Raw genomic sequence first — 24,221 nt, forward strand, 5'->3', positions numbered from 1 at the left:
ACACGCCGTTCCTGAACAAAAAAAGCAAACACAACCTTACCGGAGTACCCATGGCTAACTATTTCAACACATTGAACCTGCGCAACCAGCTGGCGCAATTAGGCAAGTGCCGTTTCATGGCGCGCGATGAATTCGCGGATGGTGCCAGTTTCCTGAAAGGCAAAAAAGTCGTTATCGTTGGCTGTGGTGCGCAGGGCCTGAATCAGGGTCTGAACATGCGTGATTCCGGTCTGGATGTGGCCTATGCACTGCGTGCTGAAGCAATTGCGGAAAAACGCCCTTCATGGCGCAAAGCGACCGATAACGGTTTCAAAGTGGGCACCTACGAAGAACTGATCCCGCAGGCTGATCTGGTGGTTAACCTGACGCCAGACAAGCAGCACTCCGCTGTAGTTCAGGCTGTTCAGCCGCTGATGAAAGATGGCGCTGCGCTGGGCTACTCGCACGGTTTCAACATCGTTGAAGTGGGCGAAAGCATCCGTAAAGACATCACCGTGGTCATGGTGGCACCGAAGTGTCCGGGTACAGAAGTTCGTGAAGAGTACAAACGTGGCTTTGGTGTACCGACGCTGATCGCGGTTCACCCGGAAAACGATCCAAAAGGCGAAGGCATGGCGATTGCCAAAGCCTGGGCAGCAGCAACTGGCGGCGATCGTGCTGGCGTGCTGGAGTCCTCTTTCGTTGCAGAAGTGAAATCTGACCTGATGGGTGAACAGACTATCCTGTGCGGCATGTTGCAGGCTGGTTCACTGCTCTGCTTCGACAAGCTGGTGGCTGAAGGCACTGACCCGGCTTACGCAGAAAAACTGATCCAGTTCGGCTGGGAAACCATCACCGAATCACTGAAGTTTGGCGGCATCACACTGATGATGGATCGCCTCTCTAACCCGGCTAAACTGCGCGCTTATGCGCTGTCAGAGCAGCTGAAAACCATCATGGCACCGCTGTTCCAGAAACATATGGATGACATCATCTCCGGCGAATTCTCTTCTGGCATGATGGCGGACTGGGCTAACGATGATAAAAACCTGCTGACCTGGCGTGAAGAGACCGGCCAGACCGCGTTCGAAACCGCTTCACAGTATGAAGGCAAAATCGAAGAGCAGGAGTACTACGACAAAGGTGTGGTGATGGTTGCGATGGTTAAAGCGGGCGTTGAGCTGGCGTTTGAAACCATGGTGGACGCCGGCATCATTGAAGAGTCTGCTTACTACGAATCACTGCATGAGCTGCCGCTGATCGCGAACACCATCGCCCGTAAGCGCCTGTATGAAATGAACGTGGTGATCTCCGATACCGCCGAATATGGTAACTACCTGTTCTCCTTCGCCGCGGTGCCGCTGCTGAAAGAGTTCATGACCACGCTGCAGCCAGGCGATCTGGGTAAAGCGGTTGAAGGCACGCAGGTTGATAACGCGCAGCTGCGTGACGTTAACGAAGCGGTTCGCCAGCATCCGATTGAAACCGTTGGCCGTAAGCTGCGTGGCTACATGACCGACATGAAGCGTATCGCTGTCGCGGGCTAATTATCGTCATCACAGTTTTCAGCAAAACAAACCCCGGCTTGCCGGGGTTTTTTGTTGATGAACCATACCAGGCAAGGCCGATTGTAAGTTAGTGCCTGCACTGCTGTGAGACAGTGCAGGCACATGGAATACGGTCAGATCGGAAAGACGCAAAACCGCCATCCATGGCATGCTCGGCCCGAGCGATTACGCACCTCATCCCTGAGGTGCGCCCGTTTCCGGGCCAACGCTTTGCGTTGTTCAAAAACGCTCCCGGCGTTTTTATCCGGGCGGCGGGACGCTTTCCTCTTCTGACCGTATTCCCTGTGCCCTTAAGCTTCTTTATTGCTGCCAATATCAATACGCCTTTCAGCGAGGTCCGGTTTTTTCAAACAGAAAGCTAACCCGCTTAAGGCGTATGCTCCCTGAGCCTGTCGCCTGATATTGTTTAGCCCTTCAGAGCGGTTGTACTCTGTGAGCCTGCTCCATAAAAAAACCCGGCAGCCGCCGGGTTTTCACTGACCTTCATCCAGCCGGATTAAACGTCATACAGCGTCTGATTACGCGTCTCTTTACAGGCGAGCAATGCAATCAGCGTCAGCACGGCCATCGACGCCAGATAAAGTCCCACCGCCTGCAAACCATAATGCGCATTCAGCCAGGTCGCGATATAAGGCGCAACAGAGGCACCCAGAATCGATGAGAGGTTATAAGAGAACGATGCGCCGGTATAACGCACTTCGGTCGGAAACAGCTCCGGCAGAAGGGCGCCCATCGGACCAAAGGTCAGGCCCATAATGCTCAGACCCAGCAACAGAAATGCCATCACCAGCGCCTGCGATCCGGAACCGAGCATCGCCGGGAACAGGAACGAAAACGCGATAATCATCAGCGTAATGGTAATCATCGTCTTGCGGCGACCAAAACGGTCAGCCAGCAAACCGGCAATCGGCACCATCACTCCAAAGCCAATCACCGCCAGCATCAGCATCCACAACATACTATTACGCGGAATACCCAGACCGGCCGGTGCTGCCGTGGTGCCGTAGCTCATCGAATAGACGGTCATGATATAGAACAGCGTATAGGTCGCCAGCATGATAAAGGTGCCGAGAATGGTGGCAGTCAGATGCTTACTCAGCAGCGCCGCAATGGGCACCCGAACCTGCTTCTTCTCTTTCTGTACTTTGGCAAACACCGGACTCTCATGCAGCGAAACGCGCACATACAGGCCAATCAGCACCAGCACGGCGGAGAGAATAAACGGCACGCGCCAGCCCCACTGCATAAACTGCTCGTCGGTCAGCAGCCACGAAAGCAGCAGAAAAGTGCCGTTAGCGAAGAAAAAGCCAATCGGCGCACCCAGCTGAGGGAAGGAACCGTAAAGCGCACGCTTCTTCGCCGGGGCATTTTCCGTCGCCAGCAGCGCCGCGCCACCCCATTCACCACCCAGTCCCAGTCCCTGACCAAAACGCGCCAGCGCCAGCAGCAGCGGAGCCATCACGCCGATGGTTTCATAGCCGGGCAGCAAACCAATCACCACGGTAGAGATTCCCATGGTCAACAGCGAGGCAACCAGCGTGGCTTTGCGACCCACGCGATCGCCAAAGTGACCAAACACGGCGGAGCCAATCGGACGCGCGATAAAGGCGATAGCAAAGGTGGCCAGCGACTGTAGCGTCGCGACCGTGGCATCACCCTGCGGGAAGAAAATGTGCGGGAAAACAATCACCGCAGCAGTGGCATAAATATAAAAGTCGAAGAACTCGATGGCCGTTCCGACCAGCGAGGCAATCACCACTTTACTGCGTGAGTTAACCGGCGTGGGATCCTGCTGTTTGTCGAGCGTGTCTGTGAGGGAGGCTTGCATAACTGTTTCTTATTTGTAAATACAGACAAAGAATCTTACGCATCTGCCAGAGCGCATTCAATGAAGAAAACCCGCGCCGCGTCTGGCTTCAGCGGGCAAAAAGAGGATAATTTCTGAGGTGCGACGAATGTCGGGTGATACCGGGGTAATCCGGACGATATCTGGCGGGATACTCTACGAAAGGGCTAAATAAAAGTGACCCCTCAGCTATTCATCCTGTTATCTGGTTAAAAAATAGCCGAGGGGTGATATTTTCCGCTGTTGTTAACGGATTACGATGATTTGTGTCGTGACGCGCTGCCCGCTTCAGGCATTTGTGGGTCGTCTTTATATTTGGCGGTGGCGATCCACGCCGCACAGAACAGCGTCAGACGGGCGAAGAAGTAGAAAAACGCCATCAGGCCGAGCACGGAACCAAAGGCCGCACCGGAAGGCGAGGTCGCCAGCTTCGGCAGCGTCAGCGTCATCACAAACTTGATCACCTCAAAACCGATTGCCGCCAGCAGCGTGCCGCGGAACAGTGCTTTCTTACGCGGCTTGTGACGCGGCAGGATCCAGAAAATCCACAGGAACAGCAGGTAGTTAGCCATAACGGAAATCGAGGTGGCGATAATGGTCAGGGCGGGCCGTAACCAGTCGATGCCATCCAGCCCCAGTGCGCTGACGATCATTGCCTGCGCCGAACCGGCTACCGAGGTCAGCGACAGCGTAATCACCAGCGCCAGCATCAGACCGGTCAGCGACAGGAAATCGCGAATATAACGCTTCCAGATCTTCTCTTTGTCATCCGGTTTGCGTTCCCACACATCGCGCGACTGGGCACGAATCGCTTCGCGCAGGTTACCCATCCAGTTAAGACCGGAGTAGAGCGCCAGCAGTAAACCGGTAATACCCACGGTGGCACGCTGCTGAATGGCGGTATTTACCGTATTCTTCAGCGTGGTTGCCAGCGTCGGGTCGCTGATGCTGCTGACGATTTTGTTGATGATATCGGTCAGCAGATCCTGGTTCGATGCCAGCACAAAACCCACGGCGGCAAACGACACCATCAGAATGGGGATCAGCGATAAAAAAGAGAAATAGGTAATGGCCGCGCCAAACTGGCTGCCGAGCCGATCGTTAAAGCGGTCAAGGGCGCGAATAAAATGCGCCACTGCCGGGATCGCCTGAAACCAGGCGGCAAAACGCGACACGCGCACTATCGAATGATCAACCGTCTCGTTGCCGGTTTTAATATCGATAAGTGGCTTTTGCGGCTGCGTATCCTGTGGGTTTTCCTGCTTGTCTGTCATAGACCTTCACTGTCCTGTTTATCATTAAAATCAAAGTATAGCCGCTCAGGTGACGTACTCCTGTAACACCTGACTCAGCCACTCCATAAAAACCCGCACGCGACGCGCCACATTGCGCCGGTGCGGATAGAGCAGGTGGATCGGCATCGGTCTGGCGGGAAAGCGATGCAGCACTTCTACCAGCTCGCCTCTTTCCAGTAATGTCTGAATCCCGGCGGCAGGCACCTGAATAATGCCTAACCCCGCCAGACAGGCGGCGCGATAGGTTTCGGTGCTGTTCACGGTGACCACACCGCCGGTGTGAACATAGTGACACTGCCTGCCATCAAAATATTCAAAACCCGGTGAGGCCTGACCCAGTTGCTGGCTGTAATGCACCATCGCATGCTGCGACAGCTCTTCCAGCCGGATCGGCATGCCGAAACGCGAAAGGTAGCCAGGGCTGGCACAGTTGATCAAGGTATGGGTACCAATTTTTCGCGCAATCAGGCCAGAATCTTTGAGCTCACCGACGCGGATTACGCAGTCAAACCCTTCCCGGATCACATCCACCTGACGGTCGCTGCTGCTCAGCTCAATCTCTACGCCGGGGTAGTGCTGCAAAAATTCCGGCAGCCGTGGCAGGATAAAACTGGTGGCCATGGCCACAGACATATCAATCCGGAGTTTACCGCTGAGCGAGGCAGGCTCGTGCTGGAACAGGCTGTCCATATCGTCAATCATTGACAATAAATCCAGACAGCGATCGTAATAGACCAACCCGTCCTGGGTTAGTTGCACCCGGCGCGTGGTGCGATGCAGCAAACGTGTTGCCATTTGATTCTCCAGCGCCTGTATCTGCCGCGAAACGCTGCCTTTGGGGACACCTAAACTCTCTGCCGCGCGGGTAAAACTGCCCATTTCGGCCACCCGCACAAACACCTGCATTGCGTGAATTTTGTCCATGTTGTTCACCGATTGTTGTTTTTATTGAAACAGTGATGCGCATTTAACACTGTTTATAGATCAATAATTCGCGAATATCCTTAACCTGTGTTCAATTTTTCAACAGGTGCGAGAGATGAATCAGAAAGTGGCGTTAATTACCGGTGCAAACCGCGGTTTAGGCCGTAATGGCGCGTTAAAACTGGCAGCCAGGGGGACAGACATTATCCTGACTTACCGCAGCCATGCCGATGAGGCACAGACGGTGGTGAAGGAGATCGAGGCGCTGGGACGACGTGCAGTGGCACTGGCGCTGGACGTCGGTGAAACCGGTCAGTTCGATCGTTTTGTCGGCCAGGTGAAAGAGGCATTGCAACAGCAATGGCAGCGTGAGCGCTTTGACTATTTAGTGAACAACGCCGGACACGGACACTACAAGCCGTTTACCGACACCACCGAGGCGGAATTTGATGCGCTGGTTAATGTGCATTTCAAAGGGCCTTACTTCCTGACCCAGAAGCTGCTGCCGCTGATCAACGACGGTGGCCGCATCCTGAATATCTCCAGCGGTCTGACCCGGCTGATCTATCCTGGCTCCTCGACCTATGCGTCAATGAAAGGGGCGATGGAGGTACTGACGCGCTATCAGGCGAAGGAGCTGGGCGAACGGCGCATTCGCGTTAATATCCTGGCACCTGGCGCGATAGAGACTGACTTTGGCGGTGGCCGGGTACGCGATACCCCCGAGATTAACCATCAGATTGCCGGGCTGACGGCGCTGGGCCGGGTCGGACTGCCGGATGATATCGGCGACGCCATCAGCGCGATCCTCAGTGACGAAACCGGCTGGATCACCGCTCAGCGTATTGAAGCCTCAGGCGGGCAGGGGATTTAACCGCTGGTGGCGTCGCGGAAAGCACCCCGCGACGTCGCCGCCTTTTACAGCGTAATGGTGCCATCGATAACGGTAACGGTATTACCGCCAATCCAGATGGTTTCACCATTAAAGGTTACGTTCACCCGACCGGCACGCTGCAGGGCAGTACCCTGACGCACGCGATAGGAGGTGGTATGGCCTGCGGCTGCAAAGTAACGCGCCAGACAGGCGTTGGCGCTGCCGGTCACCGGATCTTCGGTCAGGCTGCCATTTTCCACCAGCAGGCCACGCACTTCATACTGTTCATGCTCGCCCGAGGGCAAACGGCCAAAGGGCATCACGCCCGAGACACCCGCATGTTTAATCAGGCGCTGCAAATCGCTGACATTGGGCTGCAGCGCCAGCACGGCCTCGGCGCTGACCATCGGCACCAGCAGCCAGCGGATACCCATATCCACCACGGTCGGGCTTTGCGTCAGATCGAATGCATCGCTGTTTAAGGCGTTACCCATCAGCGCATCCTGCCATGGCATCAGGGTGGCAGCTGGCGCGGCAAAGGCCAGTCCGCCCGTCTCATTAATCTTCACCGTCACGTTACCGACGCCGCACTCCTGCACGATTTCACCCGGCGTACGGGTTGGCCAGCCCGCCTCCAGCAGCGCGTGTGCGGTGCCCAGCGTTGGGTGACCGGCAAACGGCAGTTCGCCTTCAACGGTAAAAATACGCACCCGGTAGTCCGCCTCTTCATGTTGTGGCGGCAGCACAAAGGTGGTTTCCGACAGGTTAGTCCAGCGGGCAATCGCCGCCAGCTGGCTGTCGCTTAACCCCTGAGCATCCATAATCACCGCCAGCGGATTGCCATTAAAGGCTGCTGAGGTAAACACATCGACTTGCTTAAACGCGACCTTCATGGTGACTCCTTGCGATTGGGTTCAGTGCGGCCTTTTCTCTGCCGGATGATTGCTTATAACAGCTAACAGCGTTATCAATAAGTTAAAGATTTTACCGGAGACTGTGAATGCTAACGATCCTGGGACGCGCCTCCTCAATCAACGTGCGCAAAGTATTATGGCTGTGTGACGAGCTTGACCTTGATTATCAGCGCGAAGAGTGGGGCGACGGATTCCGCTCAACGCACCTGCCCGAATTCATGGCACTCAACCCCAATGCGATGGTGCCGGTACTGAAAGATGATGACTTTGTGATGTGGGAATCCAACGCCATCCTGCGCTATCTGGCGAATGCCTATGGCGGCGAGTGGCTCTATCCTCATCATCCTCAAACGCGTGCGCCTGTCGATCAGTGGATGGACTGGCAGTCCACTGAACTCAACACCTCATGGCGCTACGCATTTATGTCGCTGGTGCGAAATTCACCGGCTCATCAGGATCCACGTCTGCTGGCCGCGGCCAGCAAAGGCTGGGCACACACCATGAGCATTCTCAATCAGCAGCTGGAAAAAACCGGTCGTTACGTTGCCGGACGTAATTTCACGCTGGCAGACATTCCGATTGGTCTGGCGGTGAACCGCTGGTTTGAAACGCCGCTCGAACACCCTGATTATCCGGCGGTACGCACCTATTACGAACGCCTGACTGAACGCCACGGCTATACCGTCTGGGGCCGCAACGGCACACCCTGAGCCTCGCCGCACGCGATTCCCGCCAGTTCACAGGCGATTTCGCCCGCGCGTCTGATCGCCCAGCTATAGCGCGCATCAAACGGATAGCAGCAGGAGAGGCGCAGTGCATGGTTGTAGCGCTCGCTCAGTGAATAGAGCGCGCCGGGCGTGACGCAAATCTGCTCCTGCAGCAGCCGATCAAACATCTCGGTGGTATTTACGCCGCCCGGTAACTCGACCCAGAAGACGAAGCCACCGCGCGGCAGCGTCGCGCGGGTGCCCTCCGGGAAGTAGCGGGCGATCAGTCCCCGCGCCTCATCCAGATTGGCCGCGTAGCGACGGCGCAGCGTGCGCAGATGGTGGTCATAACCGCCGGAAGCAAGAAACTCCGCCAGCGTTTCAGAGAGCAGGGCGGATTCTGCCATCGACGACACCGCTTTCAGTCGGGCAATCGCATCATGAAAACGGCCAGCGGCGGTCCAGCCAATACGGAAATCGGGCGCCACGGTTTTGGTGAAGCTGGTGCAGTAGATCACCCAGCCGTCGCGATCAAAGGCTTTTACCGCGGGCGAGAGCGGCCAGTCGAACTGTAACTCGTCATACAGCCCATCTTCTATCAGCGGAACGTGGTAAGTATTCACTAACTTCGCCAGCCGCTTCTTGTTCTCCAGCGACATGCCGCAGCCCAGCGGGTTCTGCGCGCTCGGCATCGCAATCAGCGCCTTAATTCGCTGCTCCTGAAGCAGCATCTCCAGCGCATCCAGCGACAGCCCATGCTGCGGGTCGGTGGGGATTTCCAGCGCCTTAAGGCCCAGTGAAGCCAGCAGCGGGAAGAGGAAAAAGTAGGTCGGCGACTCCAGTCCGACGCAGTCGCCGGGCTGCGTGACCGCCCGCAGCGCCAGCTGAAGCGCCTCCATGCAGCCGTGGGTCAGGGTGATCTCATCGGCGGTGAGCGTCTGTCCGGCGTGCAGCGCCCGTCGCGCAATCTCCTCCCGTAAGCGCTCACTACCGGGCGGAAGCGCATAGCGCCCAATCATGTTCGGATTACGGCGCAGCAGTGAGGCAGTAATCCGGGCAATACGCGCCGCAGGAAACAGCTCGCTATCCTGGGGGCAGGCCAGGGAAATATTGATGTAGTCGGGATGGTTCTGCGCCGCAAATACCTTATCGATCAGGTCGAGCTTGCTGCTGCTGGGGTCGCGTACCCGGGTTTTATGCTGACCATGGCGGGTCACGGCGGGCAACACGCCGCGCACGTAATAGCCCGACTGGGGACGCGCCTCAATCAGCCCGCGATCTTCCAGTAACTGCCAGGCATTCAGTACCGTATTGACGCTGACCTGATGTGACTGGGCGACGCGGCGGATCGCCGGCAGGCGTTTGCCAGGTTTCAGCGTGCCCTGATGGATAGCCTCAGCGAAGCTGTCTGCCAGCTGCTGATAGAGCGGCTGATCGGAAGTGGGAGCAAGGGACACAGTAGCCTCCGGATTGGATGGGTACAATTGCTGTTAACGGGAACTGTAACCATAACAATAGTGATTTTGTGTCACTGTTACCATCCCTTTTCCCGCCGTAGCATAGAACTCTGTCTGTTTTCAGGAGAGTCACCATGCTCGATCCCTCTTTCTTCAGTTACGTTACCGTCATGTCGATTACGCCAGGCCCGAACAATCTGCTGCTGGCGACCTCAGGCGTCAATTTCGGCATGCGCCGCACGCTGCCGATGGTGTTTGGCATACTGGTAGGTTGTGCGCTGCAAACGGTGATCGCCGGCGTCGCACTGGAGGTCTTACTGCACTGGATGGCGGCGATTCGCCTGCCGCTGACGCTGGCAGGCTGTGCCTATCTGTTGTGGCTCTCGTGGAAGATTTTCCGTGCGGCTGCGCCTGAAGTGCGCAGCAAGCCGCAGCCCATGACGCTGCTGGGCGGTGCCTGTTTCCAGGCGATCAATCCCAAAGCCTGGCTGATGGCGACCAATGTGGCGCTGTTGTACAGCGCCAGCAGCGGCGTGCTGACGGTGATGATCGGCTTTATGCTGCTGAACCTGCCCTGCATTCTGATCTGGGCTGCGCTGGGCGATCGCCTGCGCAGCCATCTGCAGATTGCCTGGAAGCGTCAGTTATTCAACAGCCTGATGGCGCTGTCGCTGGTGGCGACTACCATCTGGATGCTGACCGACGCCTTGCTGGCTGCTTAATCGGGTGCACCAGGTGCTGTGGCCGACGGCCATTTCCAGTTCTGCACCTCCGGCACATCTTCACCGTGTTCTCGCACATAGCGATGATGTTCAGCGATGCGCTCCTGCAGATCGTCCAGCAGCTCAGGGTGCGCATCGGCCAGGCCCGGCACGCGCAGAATCGCCTCCTGCGCCAGATGATAGCGGTCAAGCTCGTTCAGCACCGTCATATCAAATGGCGTGGTGGTGGTTCCCTCTTCATTGAAGCCGCGAACATGGAAGTTGCGGTGGTTGGTTCGCGAATAGGTCAGGCGATGTATCAGCGTTGGATAACCGTGGAAGGCGAAAATCACCGGTTTATCCTGGGTAAACAGCGCGTCGAATTCCGCATCAGACTTACCATGCGGATGCTGATCCTGCGGCTGCAGCGCCAGCAGATCGACCACGTTCACCACGCGGATACGCAGTTCGGGCAGCATACCGCGCAGCAAATCCACCGCCGCCATCGTCTCCATGGTGGGCACATCACCGGCACAGGCCATCACCACATCCGGCTCCGCATGCTCTGGCGTGGTGCCCGCCCAGCGCCACTCGCCCATGCCCGCTTCACAATGGGTTACCGCACTCGCCATATCCAGCCACTGCGGCGCAGGCTGCTTGCCCGCCACAATCACATTGATGCGGTCCCAGGTGCGCAGGCAGTGATCGCCAACCCACAGCAGCGTATTGGCATCGGGCGGCAGATAGATGCGCACAATGTCCGCTTTTTTATTGGCAACGTGATCGATAAAGCCCGGATCCTGATGGCTATAGCCATTGTGATCCTGTCGCCAGACGTGCGAAGAGAGCAGATAGTTCAGCGACGAGATCGGCTTACGCCAGCCCAGTTTACGCGAGACTTTCAGCCACTTAGCGTGCTGGTTAAACATCGAATCGACGATGTGGATAAAAGCTTCATAACAGTTAAACAGCCCGTGGCGGCCGGTCAGCAGATAGCCCTCAAGCCAGCCCTGACACTGATGCTCACTGAGAATTTCTATCACCCGGCCATCACGCGCCAGCTGCTCATCGTAAGGCTCAGTACGTTCCAGCCAGGTACGGCTGGTCACGTCGAAGACCGGCGTCAGGCGGTTAGAGGCGGTTTCATCCGGGCCAAACAGGCGGAAATTATCGCGGTTGCGCTGGAACAGCACGCTGAGATAGCGGCCCAGATGCTCAGTGGCCTGCGCCATCTGTGCGCCTGGCTCGCTGACATCGCAGGCAAACTCCGCGAGTTCAGGCGCATCCAGCTCACGGCGCAACAGGCCGCCATTGGCATAAGGCGAAGACCCCATGCGTTTATCACCTTCCGGTGCCAGCGCCTGCAGTTCCGGCTTTAAGCGACCCTGTTCATCAAACAGGTCGTCTGGCTGATAACTCCGCATCCACGTCTCAAGGATCTGGCGATGTCCTTCATCTTCACGACAGGCCGCGACCGGCACCTGATGCGCCCGCCAGAAATCTTCCACTTTCTTGCCGTCGACCGTTTTGGGGCCGGTCCAGCCTTTGGGACTGCGAAGAATAATCATCGGCCAGCGCGGCACCCCGGTGGTGGCTTTGCCCTGGCGCGCCTCGCGCTGATAAGCGGCGATTTTACTGAAGGCACTATCCAGCGCCTCCGCCATCAGCGGATGCATTTTTTCAGGCTCATGCCCGCAGACGAACAGCGGCTCATAGCCGTAGCCACTGAACAACTGGTGCAAATCTTCATCGCTGCTGCGACCCAGCAGCGTCGGGTTGGCGATTTTGTAGCCATTGAGATGCAGAATCGGCAGGACCGCGCCGTCACGTTCAGGATTCAGGAATTTGATGCCGTGCCAGCTGGAGGCCAGTGGACCGGTCTCCGCTTCGCCGTCGCCAATCACGCAGGGTACAACCAGTTCGGGATTATCGAAGGCCGCGCCAAACGCATGGGAGAGCGAATAGCCCAGTTCACCGCCTTCATTAATCGAGCCAGGCGTTTCCGGTGCCGCGTGACTGGGAATGCCCCCCGGAAAGGAGAACTGTTTGAACAGACGCTGCATGCCCGCCGCATCCTGCGTGATGTGCGGATAAATCTCGCTGTAGCTGCCCTCAAGCCAGGTATTCGCCACCATGCCGGGGCCGCCATGTCCTGGTCCGCAGATGTAGATCATATCCAGGTTTTGCTTCCGGATAACGCGGTTGAGGTGGGCATAGATAAAATTCAGGCCTGGCGTAGTGCCCCAGTGACCCAGCAGACGCGGTTTAATGTGTTCAGGCCTGAGTGGCTCACGCAACAGCGGGTTATCCATCAGGTAAATTTGTCCGACGGAGAGGTAGTTCGCGGCCCGCCAGTAGCGGTCGAGCAGCGTGAATTCCGGTGAAGCAGGGGAGTAAGACATGCAGTTTCCTCCTGATCGTGCAGCTAAAAGATGCCTTAACCCTAATAGAGAATGCCCGGATCGACCAGGTAACCGGCCAATAAAAAAGGCCCCGCAGTGCGGAGCTTTTTATCAATGGCGCTGAATTATTTGCCGACGACGAACGCGGTTTCCCGTCCTTCATCGTTTGCCGCCATCGGGGTAACCGGCGAATAGTCGAGCTGCAGAATCCGGCTGGTTTCGGCTAACACTTTCTCTGTCAGCGCTACGTCGCCGTTCAGCTTACGTCCCCAGGATGGGATCACCGCACGGATTTTGTTCTGCCATTCCGGCGAAGCCATCTGCTCAGGACAGACCTTGTGCAGCAGCTCCAGCATGATCGGTGCCGCCGTAGAGGCGCCAGGCGATGCACCCAGCAGTGCTGAAATCGAGCCATCCTGTGAGGCGACCACTTCGGTGCCCAGACGTAACACGGCGCCCTCTTTCTCATCTTTCTTGATGATCTGCACACGCTGACCGGCAGTCACTAAGCGCCAGTCCTCCTGCTTCGCCTGCGGCACATAGGCACGCAGGGCGTCCATCCGGTCGCGATCGCTTTGCAGCACCTGATCCATCAGGTATTTCACCAGGTCAAAACTTTTCAGCCCCACTTTCACCATCGGCAGCATATTGCTGCTGTTCAGTGAGGTGAACATATCCATCAGCGAACCCTGCTTCAGGAACTTAGTCGAGAAGGTGGCGAACGGGCCAAACAGCAGCACCTGCTTGCCATCCAGAACGCGGGTGTCGACGTGCGGCACGGACATCGGCGGCGCACCGACGCTGGCTTTGCCATAGACCTTGGCCATGTGCTGCGCGACGACCTGCGGATTTTCCGTTACCAGGAATGAACCGCCCACCGGGAAACCAGCGTAACCGTTGGCTTCCGGGATGCCAGCCTTCTGCAACAGCGGTAACGCTGCGCCGCCAGCACCGATAAATATTCTACCCGCCGTCAGTGTGCGACGCGTGCCGCTGTTCAGACACTGCAGCGTCACCTGCCAGCGACCGTCGGCGAGCTGCTTCAGCTCACGCACTTCCTGGCGCAGACGCAGCTGGAAATTCGCTTTCTTCTCTAACGAGGCGATCAGCTGACGGGTGATTTCACCGAAGTTCACGTCGGTGCCCATCTCCGTCCAGGTCGCGGCCACTTTCTGGCTGCGGTCACGGCCATTCATCACCAGCGGGATCCAGCGGGCAATCTGCTGCGGATCTTCGGAGTAGGCCATGCCACGGAACAGGGTGCTTTTCTGCAGCGCCTTAAAGCGCTTGCGCAGGAAGTCGACATTGTCGTCACCCCAGACAAAGCTCATGTGCGGCGTACTGTGAATAAAGCTTTTAGGGTTGCGCAGGTTGCCTTTCTGGACCTGATAAGCCCAGAACTGGCGGGAAATCTGGAACGATTCGTTGATCGTTACCGCTTTAGTGATGTCGATGCTGCCATCCGCCTGCTGAGGCGTATAGTTCAGCTCCGCCAGCGCCGCATGACCGGTGCCCGCGTTATTCCAGCCGTTGGACGACTCTTCGGCCACGCTATCCAGCCGCTCCACCATTTCGATGGACCAGTCTGGCTCTAAATCCTGCAGCCACGCGCCGAGGGTAGCGCTCATCACACCTGCGCCAATCAGCAGCACGTCAACGTCTTTGCGCTCCTGCGCGGTAGTAGTGGTGTCCTTTGCCATGGCACTCATCGCGAGCGCAAGGTTTACAGCTGAATTGCACATGAGGCGACATCTCCTCTTCTGTTGACCTGAAGCCCAACAGTTTCGCAGGCGAAATAGTCACGCTTCTTACGAGCGCGTTGCGCTATTTCTCAAAGGTTAAGTCTCAGGTATAGGGTTAAAGCGGTAATAACGCGTTAACTGCACGTTATGCTTTGTCATCCGAATATAACATTCTCGCATCTGAATTAAACATTTGTTTATTTTTTAAATGCAGAAATGATTCAGCATAAGAATTAATCATCAGGGCTGGCAGCGTATTAGGAGTTTTTTACTGTGAAGTCAGTGGGTTAACAAAAATAGCATGTTGCTGAAAAGCTCCATGCTGGTGCAACGCCGGAATGGATATGAACCGTGCGGAATTATTTAATTCGCTGAAATTTAGCGATTTATTATGCAGTAAGGAATAACGGGAATCGGGAGCAGAGCGCCTGAGAGGCCGCTTGTGTAAAAATAATGTTACATTTTTGTGAGTCTGAAAATGCGTGCACACCGGCGCACGCATCGGATTCACTTATGACAGACTGGCGCTGGCGGGCAACTTTTTCAGACTTATCGCCATGCGGTTGTAGGTGTTCATCAGACCAATCGCGATGTTCAGATCGACAATCTCTTTTTCACTGAAGTGCGCTTTCAGTGCGGTATAGCGGTCGTCTGGCGCACCCTGCTGAGCAATCAGGGTCAGGCATTCAGCCCAGTACAGGGCAGCCTTCTCTTTATCACTGAACAGCGTACCGGATTCCTGCCAGACCGAGGTCAGCACGATCTTATCCCAGCCCATGCCCGACTTATTCAGTGCTTTGGTATGTAAATCAATGCAGTAGGCACAGCCATTAATCTGCGATATGCGCAGGAACAGCAGTTCCAGTAAAGTGAGCGGCAGATCGGTTTGTGCCAGATAACTGTATACGCCGCCCAGCGCTTTCATGCCTGCCGGTGCTGCACTGTGAAAATCGATACGTTCGCTCATCTTATTGCCTCATTCAGGGTTGATAAGGCGATTTTCAGCCTTTCAATGGAGCAGATAAAGTGCCAAAAAATGAGAGTCTGACTGGTCCATCGCCGCTTTCCACGCTGACACTGCAGCGCGGCGCGTCACGTGGCCTCAGTGAACAACTGCGCCAGTTGATTGAACAGGCGATTGGTGAAGGACGTTTACAACCTGGCGCACGTCTGCCTTCCTGCCGCGATCTGGCGGCTCAGCTCGGCGTGGCGCGTGGCACCGTTCGCGCCAGTTATGACATGCTGGTTGATGGTCAGTTTCTGCAGGCCAGAGGCGCAGCGGGTACTTTCGTCAGCCCATTGCCGCCGTTAAAACCGGTCAATGCCGAGGCTGAACGCCAGCTGCTGGAGGGTGCAGAGGAGTATGAAGCGCCACCGCTGACCTTCCAGATGGGCATTCCTGCCAGCGATGCATTCCCGGCCAAAGTCTGGCTGCGCATTCTGCAGCGTCAGACGCGCATGCAGGTCAGCAGACCGGCCAGCTATCCCGATCCCCGCGGCAGCTTAGCGTTGCGGCAGGCGCTGGTGGCCTACCTGGCGGTGGCACGCGGCCTGCGCTGTCAGGCGGACCAGATTATTATTACCAGCGGCTATGCTGGCGCAATGGGACTGATTGGGCTGGCGATGAATTTTCAGGGTAAAACAGCATGGCTGGAAGATCCCGGATTCTGGGTGGCGCGTCGCGCGGTTGAAGCGCTGCGCGTCACGCCGGTTGCCGTGCCGGTTGATGCCGAAGGGTTGCAGGTTGAGGCCGGGATTGCCCGCGCGCCGGATGCCGCTTTTGCGCTGGTCACGCCGGGACAGCAGGCGCCGCTTGGTATGACGATGAGCCTGGCACGCCGGCATGCCCTGCTTAACTGGGCCAGCCGCGCGCAGCGCTGGATTATCGAAGATGACTATCTCGGCGAGCTTCAGCCCGGCAATCGCGCCGCGCCGGCACTGGCCGCGCTCGACAGCCAGGGGCGGGTGTTGCACATCGGCACGTTCAGCAAGACGCTGACGCCGCAACTGCGGCTCGGTTTTATGGTGGTGCCACCCGCGCTGACGGCCCGGTTCGGCGAGGTCAGCGCGTTGCTTTCGCCTGCCTCCTCCGGATTGCTGCATAATGCGGTGGCGGAATTTCTGCGGGATGGCCACTTTATGCGGCATCTGCGGCGCATGAAGCGCGTCTATCATGAGCGGCTGGAGCAGATGATCGCGGCGCTGCATCCTCACTTTCCTGACCTGCAACGCGCCGGGCTGGCGGTGATTGTCCGTTTACCCGCTGGTTCACCGGATCAGGTGATTGCGCAGCAGGCGGTGGAGTGGGGCATGGCACCGTCGCCGCTGTCGATCTGGTATCAGCAGGCGGATCAGCGCGGTGCGGGCCTGTTGCTGGGGGCGGCACATCTGCCACGTGAAGGTTATGCGCGCAGTGCCGAACGGCTAAAGGCGCTGGTCAATGCGCAGGCGGTCAGCCCCTGAACCAGCGACGCCAGACAAAACGGATAACAAAAAACTCCAGTGCGCCCAGCAGCAAAAACCAGACGCAAAACACCACCGTATAGAGCTGATTCAGGTCCTGCAAATGGAACATCTGCAACAGATGCTGCGCTACCGTCACGCTAAAGGCGGGCGCGGGCAGCAGCAGCGCCGAGAGAAAGCCCAGCAATAAAATGCCACCAGGCACGATCAACGTTTCAAAAGGGTTATTCATAACCGGTATCCCATATTTATCAGCCCGGCATTTTCCGGTAAACGGCGACACGGTTCAATGGTGGCGCGCTGCTTCGTGCGCATCCGGCATGCTACATGGCCAGAGAAATGGTCAGAAAACGCTTTGCTACCATCGACTTAGCGCGATTCATAGCGGATGATAAGAGTTATAGCCTTTGCTATACTTAAATCCCTGATTTTACTGTCTTTTTATCTTTGGGTTTGCATGGTAGACTGCGCCCACTTTTTCATAACTGAACACTTTGTGTGGTGAATTCAGCGTGAATTGCCGCTTTTTCGCCCCAGGTGAATAAATCATGACCTTTATTGCCACTTTAATTCTTGCGCTGGGCATGTCGATGGACGCGTTTGCTGCTGCTCTGGGCAAAGGTGCCACGTTGCATCGTCCCGGTTTTAAAGAAGCGCTGCGTACCGGTCTGATTTTCGGCTCAATTGAAGCGCTGACGCCGCTGATTGGCTGGGCGCTTGGCCTGGCCGCCAGCCGTTACATCATGGCGTGGGATCACTGGGTCGCCTTCATCCTGCTGGCGTTTCTGGGTGGCCGTATGATGATGGAAGGCTTCCGTCAGACTGCCGTCGCAGAACCCTGTGAAGCCCCGCAAAGCCATGGCTTTATGGTACTGGCGACCACCGCGGTAGCGACCAGCCTGGATGCGCTGGCTGTTGGTGTGGGTCTGGCTTTCCTGCAGGTGAATATCATTACTACCGCGCTGACCATTGGTGCAGCCACTACGGTGATGGCGACGACTGGCGTATTAGTCGGGCGCTTTATCGGTCCGGTCCTGGGCAAATGGGCTGAAGTGCTGGGTGGAGTCGTGCTGATTGCCGTCGGCTCCACCATTCTGTTGCAGCATCTCGGCTACACCGCGTAGGGCTTTTGCACATAAAACCGTCATTTTTGTGATCTGGTTCAAATTTATTTGCTGTTAAAACGCTCAGGAGCTATACTTTTTCGGTATATGTTCAACTAAATTTGAATCAGGTGTTCCATGAAACGTATTTTTAAACACGTGTTCCGCGCTTACGTTGAGACGTTCAAACACGTACCGCCGGGTGCCATGTACTAAGCACCCCGCAAGAAACCCTCGATAATCGCGGTCAGGGATCGACCTGTGATTATCACCTTTTCTGCTTTTTCTGCCTTTGCTTCTGCTGATTTAAACCCGCGTTTTTGCACTTCGGGTGCATCCTGTTTGTTGCTACTCCTCTCCTTCTGATTTCCCGTTATGCGCCACTTTGTGCCAGAAACGGACGTTGCTGTAGCGATCCAATCTGCCCGGGAGATTTCCGGATGCCAGACAAAATGGCGGCATACCTTAAACAGGAAACAAGCACTTTTAATGGGTCACGGGATTGCCTGTGCCGAAGCTAAGATTCACGGTTAACCCTGATGATTCTTCCTGAATATTTCAGTAAACCATTCGATAAAGACCCGGACCTTAGGCGGAAGATAGCGTCTGTCAGGGTAGAGTATTGAAACCGGTTTCGTCACAGTCGCATAACCCGATAATACTTCCTTCAGCTGGCCTGTTTCGAGGCAGGGCTTTAATGCCGTATATAATGCGTGAAGCATGCCGAGGCCCGCCACGCCACAGGAAAGAAGGACGTCAGAATTGTTAACTCGTACGCTGCTTCCCGGATGCCGTGAAACAATTTCGCCATTCATGACAAATTTCCATTCCTGGACGTCCCGACTGTGTTCATTAAAAAAATAAATGGCTTTATGATCTTTAAGGTCATCAGGTGTTAAAGGAGTGCCATATTTATCCAGATAAGAGGGTGCTGCACAGGTGACCATCTGCAGGCTGCCCATTCTGCGCGAAATAAAATTCGAATCAGCAAGCTCACCGAGACGAATAACACAGTCCACACCCTCTGTAATTAAATGGGTCAGGCGATCTGAAGCGGTTAAGACTATTTCAATTTCAGGATATAAAGCCTGAAACTCGCTTAATTGTGGGATCAGGATACTGTGCGCCAGCGCCAGTGGAACATCAATGCGCAGCTGGCCACGAGGTCGCTGATTTGAAGAGTAAGAAGCCATGATATCGCTGGCATCACTCAGCAGCGCTTTAGCCCGCTGATAAATTTCCTCCCCTTCAACGGTCACACTCAGACTGCGCGTGGTGCGGTGCAATAGCTTAACGCCAAGCTTGTATTCCAGTTGTTGTACGGACTTACTGACCGCAGGGCGATGCAGCTGCAAGGCGTCAGCGGCCCGGGTGAAACTACGGAATTCAACGACGTGAACAAAAATATCCATCAATTCCAGCATGTTCGAGCGCATCATTTAACTCCGCAAAAAATATTCCTGCCGAAATAGTGTATTGCGGATTATATCTCATTCCGATTGTTTCTCCTGCAGTAACACTGAAGTCCTTTTACGTGGCTTTTTACGCCTGCCTGCTTTTTTTATCATCACTCTATTCGATGCATACACATGGGAAATGACAAAATGAAAGCATGGTTACTGAAAGATTTTGGCCTTGAAAACTTAAAGCTTGAAGAGGTGGAAACGCCTGTACCTGGTCCGGGTGAACTTCTGGTTAAAGTTGGCGCGGTGTCTCTGAACTTCAGGGATAAGGCAATAGTAGAGGGCTTCTATGAGCCTCATCTGGTTCCAAAGCCACTGATTCCTGTCTCTGATGCCACGGGTACCGTTGTTGCCACGGGGCAGGGTGTGTCCCGTTTTAGCACGGGTGATCGCGTTAACTCGCATCTCTATTCACGCTGGTTAGAGGGTGAACCTGCGGCCGATGAGCCAGCATGGTGTATTGGAATGCCGTTACCCGGCGGGCTGGCTGAGTACATGATTATTCATGAGGACAGCGCAGTTAAAGCGCCTGACAGCATGACCGATGAAGAAGCTTCTACACTTCCCATCGCTGCACTTACGGCATGGTACTCGCTAATGGATATCGGCAATCTGCAGCCTGGTCAGACCGTGCTCGTACAGGGAACCGGTGGCGTATCGGTCTTCGCTGCTCAGATAGCGCATGCCTATGGTGCACGCGTCATTGCCACCTCCAGTAACGATGCAAACCTTGAGCGCATTAAATCACTGGGAGCAGATGAAGGGATTAACTATAAAAAATACCCTGAGTGGGAAAGAAAAGTGCTTGAAATAACTGATGGTAAAGGCGCTGACGTAACGATAGATGTCGCCGGGGGCAATGGCATCAATCAGTCAATTGCTGCGACAAAAGTTGCCGGTACGATTGCTCAGGTAGGATTTCTGACCGGCCAGACAGCACAACTTGATTTGATGCCGTTAATTTTCCGTCAGACAAAAATCCGGGGCATTGCGGTTGCACCACGCTCCTCGTTTGATCGGATGAATCCGTTCCTCAATAAACATAATATCAAGCCCGTCATTGAACAGGTTTACAGCTTTAATGAGGCGGTTGAAGCCTTCCGGCACCTCTCCCGTGGTGCATTTGGCAAAATCGTCATCAGAATTAGCGACTGATAACGACTTTTCATTCCTCAATTCTGGCAGTTTTTACTGACTGCCAGATACTTTTTAATCCCACTCTCAACGCGTTAAACCCCTTCTCAAAGCGTACTTATATCCTTTCTGCACATCGTCAAAAGGGCCGCTTTTCGTATCACCACGACCGGCAGCGGTGAGTTACTTTTGCGGGTGGATAAGCAGAAAAATGCGTCAATTTTCGCCCGGCAAAAACGCTCCTGTCTTAAATCGCATCGGCCAAAAATTCAATAAATGTCCGTACTTTCGAATTGAGTGCCGAACGTTCGGTGACACAGGCATAGATATTCATCGGCAGGGACTCAATGGTGCTCTCGCCACTGTGACCTGACCAGGACAAAGGCCTTAGCAGACCGCTGTCTATCAGTGGCTGAGCTACAAAGCTTGCCAGACGGGCAATGCCGCCGCCGTTTACGGCTATTCTGGCGATGATATCAATATCATCGCTGATAAAACTGGGGTTAAGTTTTGCATTAACAGGCTGTCCGTTGACCATAAACGTCCATGGCAGAAACCGTCTGTCGGTGGGATAGCGGAAAACCAGGCAGGCGTGCTGGCTAAGTTCTCCAGGCGTCTGAGGCGTACCAGCGCGATTAAGGTAAGCGGGAGCCGCACAGAATATAAAGGGTAACGATGCAATTTTTCTGGCGATCAGTTGATCATTCAGCTGTGCTTCGATGCGGATACTGACATCGACGCCTTCCAGGCGATGATCGACGTTGCGATCGGTACTGATCAGTTCAATATCTATATCGGGGAAAGACGCTTTGAAAGCGGGCATAAGGGGAGCCAGAACGTACCGGCCAAACGCGGCTGTCGTAGCGATACAAAGTGGCCCCTGTGGTTTGGTTTCATTCGCAGCAGCCTGCGAGGCGAGTTCGATATCATGTGGGATGTGACGGACTTTCTCGAAATAGCGTTTACCGTTTTCCGTTAAGGTCATGCTGCGGGTGGTGCGCGATAGCAGTCGCACGCCCAGATGCGCTTCAAGACGCGAAAGACTCTGGCTGATTGCTGCCGGACTCATACCTTTAGCGCGTGCCGCCGCTGCAATACTGCCGTTTTCCACCACGCGGATAAAAGTGCTAATCAGCCCTAAAATGTCCATCGTATCCTCAACCGTTAATTCGTCACTTTTACTTAATAATGATTAAAGCATAACCGCTCTACAACCCCCCGCATAAGCTTGTTAAGTTAGCCGCAGTCTTATCTACTTTTGTTAAACAGGATATTCAGATGACTGATGCTGCAACAAAAAAAACCTTACGAACCCGCTTGCCGGTGCGCACGACACCTTACATATTTGCACTTTATATGGCGATCATCATGGCGTTCCTGATGAGTCTGGTCATCACGTTAGCCGAATTCGGAATGGGGCCTCATTACATGACAAATGTGATGAATGCTTACCGGGTCGCCATGCCAGCGGCTTTCTTTTGCATACTGGTTGTCCGTCCTGTTGTTATCCGGCTCGTAGGATTGACCGTTCACGGTCACTGAGACAGTCAGCATGCCCAAAATGGGCGTTTAGCCCGCTTCTCGCTCATCGCGGCAGGCTGCTTCTGCACCAGAATGGAGGCGGGTGGCAAACCTCCAGCATTTCAGATGCGGGGTGAGGGCGGGCAGGCCGTCCGGATACTGACCGGTATCAGGATGAAAGATACCGAAAGCCGGGCGTACGATATGCAGCAGGTAAAGCTCACAGATGAAGAGGGCGATGACAGCGCTTCACTGGCCGTGCGGAAATTTTTACGCAATGTGACCTTACTGGCTCTGTTTATTGTTAAGCATCAACGTTAAATCGGCACCGTCATTATGACGGGCTTAACCTGCTCCTCTTCGCACACAGCGGAGCCTGAAGCACTTCCTGAGCAGTCAAAATAAAACAGCCATTCAGCCATCTGAGCGTTTAAATGGTTAAAATAAATAAACTTATACATTGCTAAATTATTATCGCTATGTCTTAATGCGTCATCGGTTTGGAACACAGACCTTATGAAAGCAGTTTTAGTAAAGTAGTCCTCAGTTCAAGTGTTATCCACAGATATCCTTCTTCGAGAGCCTCCTCCTAAGTGCCCAATAAGTAAATCTCTAACTACAGGCCATCTTCGCCGCTCTTAGTGGCTAATCGATTAAGGAAATATCTATGTCTAACAAAATGACTGGTTTAGTAAAATGGTTTAACTCAGATAAAGGTTTTGGCTTTATCACTCCTGATGATGGCAGCAAAGATGTATTCGTACATTTCTCTGCTATCCAGGGTGATAACTACAAAACGCTTGATGAAGGTCAGAAAGTCTCCTTCACCATTGAAAATGGCGCCAAAGGTCCTGCAGCTGGCAACGTCACAGCGCAGTAAGCCGCGCTCATTATCAGCGACGCTTACAATAGCGATGAAGACATAAGTCTGAGCAGATAAGCTCTGCTGATAATAAAAGAAACCCGCCCAGTGCGGGTTTTTTATTGCCTGAAATTCGCATCATCTCTGGTCCGTTGACCTGCTCCGCGTTTATCAGGCTACCCAGATGTTAATCCTCCCTTCATAAGCCCTGCCCGTTATGAAATGTTACGTTAAGCCATCGGGCAAAAGCCATAACGCGCCTTTTGAAATCAGCGATGCTCCCCTGAGGCGTATTACTGATTGCCAGCAAGTAATCCATTTCTTTTGCTAACGCTGGATATCGGGCATTGAATGTAAAGCGATACTCCTCGAGTGTTTCAGGCCACTGTTTGTCATGTTCACTGCGAAGAATATTGGTTGCTCTGATTGTCTTTCGTGCAGCAGCACGCTGTAGCTGCAACTTTTTATTTTCGTCAGCAGATAACTGCATTTGAGTTATTAATTTTTCCAGCACCGGCAGGAAGTCACCATTCACTGCTACAGCAATTTCTTTTGAAGGTTTAAATGCCTGGAATCGTTGACTCAGGTCCTCTCCGTAAACGCAGACACAGTGATGTTTGAGCCAGTATCCCCAGCTAAGCAGATTATCCGGATGCACTACCTGTTGTAACAGACCACAATCAAAATCGATTTTACTGACAACAGGATTATTTTTTTCAAGTTTACGTTGTATTTCAGTAATTTGCACTTTAGCCGCTTCGCCGGGATCAACGCTAAATATGACTGTCATATCCAGATCGGACTTCCCGATTTTTGCCCGGCCTTCAGCCACACTGCCATACAAATAAAGGCTATGTATAAGCTCAGGAAAACTTTGGATTAGCTTTGCCACGACCTGTGCAACAATATTCCGGAACTCTGGCTGCAATTTATTGGTTTCTGGCAGGGCAATAAAGCCGTTGTGATCGATTGCCACCCTGTCTCCCTTTTAATGGCGTCATTCACCGGGTTAATAAGTCCTGGGAATCTGAGATTCTCATGGCGGATTAATTATATCTCTCATGTCCGCTTCTCGCTCACAGCGTACACACATCATTCACTGCCGTCATTGCCTTCCCGCTTACACCAGACAGATCTCCCGCCAGAGTTCATCACCCGCAATGCCAGCGTCTTCTTATGCGAAACCCCATACTTTTTCACACCATCGCGCCGATAACCCGCCTGCTGCCTGATCCCGACCTACACTGAATTATTCTCCCCAAACCA

The 24,221-nt window shown here is 54.5% G+C and carries 23 protein-coding genes; 11 read left to right on the forward strand and 12 right to left on the reverse strand.

Annotated elements, in window-relative coordinates; translation table 11 throughout:
• The first annotated feature begins 50 nt into the window (after positions 1-50).
• Positions 51-1,526 carry a ketol-acid reductoisomerase gene (ilvC, locus tag ACX8ZY_RS01010; RefSeq protein ID WP_010253551.1) on the forward strand — a complete coding sequence of 492 codons (1,476 nt, stop codon included), beginning with the start codon at positions 51-53 and terminating at the stop codon, positions 1,524-1,526.
• A 517-nt stretch (positions 1,527-2,043) separates the two neighbouring features.
• Here ilvC and ACX8ZY_RS01015 read toward each other — a convergent pair.
• The 3 genes from ACX8ZY_RS01015 to ACX8ZY_RS01025 form a co-directional block, all read right to left on the reverse strand.
• Positions 2,044-3,375: an MFS transporter gene (locus ACX8ZY_RS01015; RefSeq protein WP_010671462.1), complete on the reverse strand. Its 1,332-nt coding sequence runs from the start codon at positions 3,373-3,375 to the stop codon at positions 2,044-2,046.
• A 272-nt stretch (positions 3,376-3,647) separates the two neighbouring features.
• On the reverse strand, positions 3,648-4,667 hold the full coding sequence (gene yhjD, locus ACX8ZY_RS01020; RefSeq protein WP_010671463.1) for an inner membrane protein YhjD: 1,020 nt from the start codon (positions 4,665-4,667) through the stop codon (positions 3,648-3,650).
• 45 nt (positions 4,668-4,712) lie between these two features.
• Entirely contained in the window at positions 4,713-5,612 is a 900-nt protein-coding gene (locus ACX8ZY_RS01025) for a LysR family transcriptional regulator (RefSeq protein ID WP_010253546.1), read from the reverse strand.
• Between the two features lie 115 nt (positions 5,613-5,727).
• On the opposite strand from ACX8ZY_RS01025, the gene ACX8ZY_RS01030 reads away from it, so the two are divergent.
• Entirely contained in the window at positions 5,728-6,486 is a 759-nt protein-coding gene (locus ACX8ZY_RS01030) for an SDR family NAD(P)-dependent oxidoreductase (protein WP_010671464.1), read from the forward strand.
• 44 nt (positions 6,487-6,530) lie between these two features.
• Here ACX8ZY_RS01030 and ACX8ZY_RS01035 read toward each other — a convergent pair whose 3' ends face one another.
• A complete protein-coding gene (locus tag ACX8ZY_RS01035; RefSeq protein WP_010253539.1) occupies positions 6,531-7,379 on the reverse strand; it encodes a PhzF family phenazine biosynthesis protein in 849 nt (282 codons plus the stop codon).
• 107 nt (positions 7,380-7,486) lie between these two features.
• Here ACX8ZY_RS01035 and ACX8ZY_RS01040 point away from each other — a divergent pair, with 107 nt between their 5' ends.
• A complete protein-coding gene (locus tag ACX8ZY_RS01040) occupies positions 7,487-8,110 on the forward strand; it encodes a glutathione S-transferase family protein (protein WP_010253536.1) in 624 nt (207 codons plus the stop codon).
• On the opposite strand, the gene ACX8ZY_RS01045 is transcribed toward ACX8ZY_RS01040, so the two are convergent.
• Positions 8,077-9,564 (reverse strand): aminotransferase-like domain-containing protein, encoded by a 1,488-nt coding sequence (locus tag ACX8ZY_RS01045; protein WP_320503850.1) that lies wholly within the window; start codon positions 9,562-9,564, stop codon positions 8,077-8,079. The two genes, ACX8ZY_RS01040 and ACX8ZY_RS01045, sit on opposite strands and share 34 nt — an antisense overlap.
• A 134-nt stretch (positions 9,565-9,698) precedes the next feature.
• Here ACX8ZY_RS01045 and ACX8ZY_RS01050 point away from each other — a divergent pair, with 134 nt between their 5' ends.
• Positions 9,699-10,286, forward strand: coding sequence for a LysE family translocator (locus tag ACX8ZY_RS01050; RefSeq protein ID WP_031593770.1), 588 nt, complete (start codon positions 9,699-9,701; stop codon positions 10,284-10,286).
• Here ACX8ZY_RS01050 and ACX8ZY_RS01055 read toward each other — a convergent pair.
• The 3 genes from ACX8ZY_RS01055 to ACX8ZY_RS01065 form a co-directional block, all read right to left on the reverse strand.
• Positions 10,283-12,667: a phosphoketolase family protein gene (locus ACX8ZY_RS01055; protein WP_320503849.1), complete on the reverse strand. Its 2,385-nt coding sequence runs from the start codon at positions 12,665-12,667 to the stop codon at positions 10,283-10,285. The two genes, ACX8ZY_RS01050 and ACX8ZY_RS01055, sit on opposite strands and share 4 nt — an antisense overlap.
• Positions 12,668-12,792: 125 nt before the next feature.
• Positions 12,793-14,409, reverse strand: a complete 1,617-nt coding sequence (gene mqo, locus ACX8ZY_RS01060) for a malate dehydrogenase (quinone) (protein ID WP_031593772.1) — start codon at positions 14,407-14,409, stop codon at positions 12,793-12,795.
• Between the two features lie 511 nt (positions 14,410-14,920).
• Positions 14,921-15,376 (reverse strand): carboxymuconolactone decarboxylase family protein, encoded by a 456-nt coding sequence (locus ACX8ZY_RS01065; protein ID WP_062759584.1) that lies wholly within the window; start codon positions 15,374-15,376, stop codon positions 14,921-14,923.
• Positions 15,377-15,435: 59 nt separating this feature from the next.
• Between ACX8ZY_RS01065 and pdxR the strand changes: the two genes are divergently transcribed.
• On the forward strand, positions 15,436-16,872 hold the full coding sequence (gene pdxR, locus ACX8ZY_RS01070) for a MocR-like pyridoxine biosynthesis transcription factor PdxR (RefSeq protein WP_320503848.1): 1,437 nt from the start codon (positions 15,436-15,438) through the stop codon (positions 16,870-16,872).
• On the opposite strand, the gene ACX8ZY_RS01075 is transcribed toward pdxR, so the two are convergent.
• Positions 16,862-17,104, reverse strand: a complete 243-nt coding sequence (locus tag ACX8ZY_RS01075; RefSeq protein ID WP_010253517.1) for a DUF1158 domain-containing protein — start codon at positions 17,102-17,104, stop codon at positions 16,862-16,864. The genes pdxR and ACX8ZY_RS01075 overlap by 11 nt on opposite strands.
• A gap of 316 nt (positions 17,105-17,420) precedes the next feature.
• Here ACX8ZY_RS01075 and mntP point away from each other — a divergent pair, with 316 nt between their 5' ends.
• Both mntP and azuC read left to right on the forward strand, forming a co-directional pair.
• Entirely contained in the window at positions 17,421-17,996 is a 576-nt protein-coding gene (gene mntP / locus ACX8ZY_RS01080; RefSeq protein ID WP_031593031.1) for a manganese efflux pump MntP, read from the forward strand.
• A gap of 117 nt (positions 17,997-18,113) precedes the next feature.
• Positions 18,114-18,191, forward strand: a complete 78-nt coding sequence (gene azuC / locus ACX8ZY_RS01085; protein ID WP_111534772.1) for a stress response protein AzuC — start codon at positions 18,114-18,116, stop codon at positions 18,189-18,191.
• A gap of 314 nt (positions 18,192-18,505) precedes the next feature.
• Here the strand turns inward: azuC and ACX8ZY_RS01090 are convergent, their stop codons facing one another.
• Entirely contained in the window at positions 18,506-19,411 is a 906-nt protein-coding gene (locus ACX8ZY_RS01090) for a LysR family transcriptional regulator (protein ID WP_320503851.1), read from the reverse strand.
• 168 nt (positions 19,412-19,579) lie between these two features.
• On the opposite strand from ACX8ZY_RS01090, the gene ACX8ZY_RS01095 reads away from it, so the two are divergent.
• Complete coding sequence (locus ACX8ZY_RS01095; protein WP_320503847.1) at positions 19,580-20,593, forward strand: zinc-dependent alcohol dehydrogenase family protein; 1,014 nt, start codon at positions 19,580-19,582, stop codon at positions 20,591-20,593.
• A gap of 226 nt (positions 20,594-20,819) precedes the next feature.
• Here the strand turns inward: ACX8ZY_RS01095 and ACX8ZY_RS01100 are convergent, their stop codons facing one another.
• Entirely contained in the window at positions 20,820-21,722 is a 903-nt protein-coding gene (locus ACX8ZY_RS01100; protein ID WP_320503846.1) for a LysR family transcriptional regulator, read from the reverse strand.
• A gap of 128 nt (positions 21,723-21,850) precedes the next feature.
• Here ACX8ZY_RS01100 and ACX8ZY_RS01105 point away from each other — a divergent pair, with 128 nt between their 5' ends.
• The 3 genes from ACX8ZY_RS01105 to cspE all read left to right on the forward strand — a co-directional run bounded on the left by ACX8ZY_RS01105 (position 21,851) and on the right by cspE (position 22,973).
• Positions 21,851-22,114: a DUF2798 domain-containing protein gene (locus ACX8ZY_RS01105; RefSeq protein ID WP_010253502.1), complete on the forward strand. Its 264-nt coding sequence runs from the start codon at positions 21,851-21,853 to the stop codon at positions 22,112-22,114.
• A 153-nt stretch (positions 22,115-22,267) separates the two neighbouring features.
• The gene (locus tag ACX8ZY_RS01110; RefSeq protein ID WP_161939649.1) at positions 22,268-22,414 is read left to right on the forward strand and encodes a hypothetical protein; all 147 of its coding nucleotides are present in this window, start codon (positions 22,268-22,270) and stop codon (positions 22,412-22,414) included.
• A 346-nt stretch (positions 22,415-22,760) separates the two neighbouring features.
• Positions 22,761-22,973, forward strand: a complete 213-nt coding sequence (gene cspE, locus ACX8ZY_RS01115) for a transcription antiterminator/RNA stability regulator CspE (protein WP_010671477.1) — start codon at positions 22,761-22,763, stop codon at positions 22,971-22,973.
• A gap of 181 nt (positions 22,974-23,154) precedes the next feature.
• On the opposite strand, the gene ACX8ZY_RS01120 is transcribed toward cspE, so the two are convergent.
• A complete protein-coding gene (locus ACX8ZY_RS01120) occupies positions 23,155-23,931 on the reverse strand; it encodes a nucleotidyltransferase domain-containing protein (RefSeq protein WP_346461708.1) in 777 nt (258 codons plus the stop codon).
• Positions 23,932-24,221: the final 290 nt, after the last annotated feature.

The sequence above is a fragment of the Pantoea sp. XAF26B01_ASV70 genome (assembly GCF_054512635.1).

Bases quoted from the DNA above. Each gene is read 5' to 3' on its own strand.
- ilvC (WP_010253551.1), top strand. From the start codon at position 51: ATGGCTAACTATTTCAACACATTGAACCTGCGCAACCAGCTGGCGCAA.
- ACX8ZY_RS01015 (WP_010671462.1), bottom strand. From the start codon at position 3,375: ATGCAAGCCTCCCTCACAGACACGCTCGACAAACAGCAGGATCCCACG.
- yhjD (WP_010671463.1), bottom strand. From the start codon at position 4,667: ATGACAGACAAGCAGGAAAACCCACAGGATACGCAGCCGCAAAAGCCA.
- ACX8ZY_RS01025 (WP_010253546.1), bottom strand. From the start codon at position 5,612: ATGGACAAAATTCACGCAATGCAGGTGTTTGTGCGGGTGGCCGAAATG.
- ACX8ZY_RS01030 (WP_010671464.1), top strand. From the start codon at position 5,728: ATGAATCAGAAAGTGGCGTTAATTACCGGTGCAAACCGCGGTTTAGGC.
- ACX8ZY_RS01035 (WP_010253539.1), bottom strand. From the start codon at position 7,379: ATGAAGGTCGCGTTTAAGCAAGTCGATGTGTTTACCTCAGCAGCCTTT.
- ACX8ZY_RS01040 (WP_010253536.1), top strand. From the start codon at position 7,487: ATGCTAACGATCCTGGGACGCGCCTCCTCAATCAACGTGCGCAAAGTA.
- ACX8ZY_RS01050 (WP_031593770.1), top strand. From the start codon at position 9,699: ATGCTCGATCCCTCTTTCTTCAGTTACGTTACCGTCATGTCGATTACG.
- ACX8ZY_RS01055 (WP_320503849.1), bottom strand. From the start codon at position 12,667: ATGTCTTACTCCCCTGCTTCACCGGAATTCACGCTGCTCGACCGCTAC.
- mqo (WP_031593772.1), bottom strand. From the start codon at position 14,409: ATGTGCAATTCAGCTGTAAACCTTGCGCTCGCGATGAGTGCCATGGCA.
- ACX8ZY_RS01065 (WP_062759584.1), bottom strand. From the start codon at position 15,376: ATGAGCGAACGTATCGATTTTCACAGTGCAGCACCGGCAGGCATGAAA.
- ACX8ZY_RS01075 (WP_010253517.1), bottom strand. From the start codon at position 17,104: ATGAATAACCCTTTTGAAACGTTGATCGTGCCTGGTGGCATTTTATTG.
- mntP (WP_031593031.1), top strand. From the start codon at position 17,421: ATGACCTTTATTGCCACTTTAATTCTTGCGCTGGGCATGTCGATGGAC.
- azuC (WP_111534772.1), top strand. From the start codon at position 18,114: ATGAAACGTATTTTTAAACACGTGTTCCGCGCTTACGTTGAGACGTTC.
- ACX8ZY_RS01090 (WP_320503851.1), bottom strand. From the start codon at position 19,411: ATGCGCTCGAACATGCTGGAATTGATGGATATTTTTGTTCACGTCGTT.
- ACX8ZY_RS01095 (WP_320503847.1), top strand. From the start codon at position 19,580: ATGAAAGCATGGTTACTGAAAGATTTTGGCCTTGAAAACTTAAAGCTT.
- ACX8ZY_RS01100 (WP_320503846.1), bottom strand. From the start codon at position 21,722: ATGGACATTTTAGGGCTGATTAGCACTTTTATCCGCGTGGTGGAAAAC.
- ACX8ZY_RS01105 (WP_010253502.1), top strand. From the start codon at position 21,851: ATGACTGATGCTGCAACAAAAAAAACCTTACGAACCCGCTTGCCGGTG.
- ACX8ZY_RS01110 (WP_161939649.1), top strand. From the start codon at position 22,268: ATGAAAGATACCGAAAGCCGGGCGTACGATATGCAGCAGGTAAAGCTC.
- cspE (WP_010671477.1), top strand. From the start codon at position 22,761: ATGTCTAACAAAATGACTGGTTTAGTAAAATGGTTTAACTCAGATAAA.